This is a genomic window from Fervidobacterium sp. (assembly GCA_026419195.1).
Taxonomy (GTDB): Bacteria; Thermotogota; Thermotogae; order Thermotogales; family Fervidobacteriaceae; genus Fervidobacterium.
This window is the reverse complement of the sequence record JANZZV010000054.1, coordinates 1-1,339: the sequence shown is the minus strand read 5'-3', so window position 1 is coordinate 1,339 and position 1,339 is coordinate 1. Positions and strand designations below refer to the sequence as shown.

Below are 1,339 nucleotides of genomic sequence, written 5' to 3'. Positions count from 1 at the left end.
CTTTGATAATTGTTTGTAGCGTAACTATGAGGGATTGAAACTCAAAGAAAATGAATTGGTTAGTTTTACAAACATTATCGAATTACCAACCTATAGTAATGCATTGTACGAATTAGAATATTATGCGGAAAATAAATATGGTAAGACTGATACGTATAAATGGTCTTTTACAAATACACAAAATCAATTACCACCCAAAGTAATTAATGCACAAAGACAAGCGGGTGGTACAAGTGCATTTGTCAGTTGGTCAAGTACTAATGCAGAATTTTATACCCTAAGGATTTTTAAAAATAATACACAAACAGACATAATAGTTGCAGATAATTCTTATTTATATAAAGCCACAGAAGATAATGAACAAGTAGCTTTTGCTGTAGCAAGTGGTAATAGTTTGTTATTTAGTACTGCAACTCCAGTTTTGAATTTATCAAAAACACCAGACTTTACTTCTGATACCACTCCACCTAATCCTCCGGTCATTTCGGCGCAATACAGTTATACTCACAATCCAAAAGGTGTAACAATTACCGTTTTGATTACACATGCCACACGGCAAGATGTGGTTGGTACTATTGTTTATGCAACTGACAATGTTGCATCTGGTGTTTGGCAATCACAAATGATTTATAAAGGTACAGATAGAGCAATTTTTCAATTTGGTTGGGGATCTGAAAGCTCAAAAAACTTTCAAATTCGCGCTTTTTCAATTACATCAACAAATGTATTGTCAACCGCACAAACTGTTAATTTAACCGTTCCAAAATTCACACAAACAATTTCAGCACCAACATTGAATGTTTTAGCTGCTGGATATGATACAGCTTACTGTTCATGGTCTCAACCAACAGCTGTTGGGCAATTAAAATACGACTTGCAAGTATCAACAACTTCAAATTTTGCTTCAGCAACAACAATAACAACAACAGACAACAATCATACAATGCAATTTAACTACTCAACAGACCAAACATTATATTTTCGTGTAAAAACATATGATTTGTGGGGGAATGAAAGTAATTGGTCAAATATAGTTAATGTAACAATTAAAAGTAAAGCTTCGTTTGAAAGTTATCTAAATGGAAGAATAGCGAATACTGAAACACAACTTAAGCAATTAGAAGGAAATGTTAAAACTAATCTCATTAACTGGTCTTTAAGCGATGGTGATGGTAATGCTTCTTTACATGGATGGATTACATATACTGGTAGTGGACAGGTTGTAAGTTTAACGGATGGTAAAATTGGTAATTATGCTTTTCAAAGTAATCCTAATATTTTCTGGTCTGTGTATAGTAGTAGTAGAATACCAATCAATCACGATGCAACTTATGCTGTT

1 protein-coding gene is annotated in these 1,339 nt (G+C 33.2%); it reads left to right on the top strand.

The features are described from left to right. Window positions 1–34: 34 nt before the first annotated feature. Window positions 35–1,339: hypothetical protein (locus N2Z58_09420; GenBank protein ID MCX7654877.1), on the top strand; the 1,305-nt coding region annotated here is incomplete at its 3' end.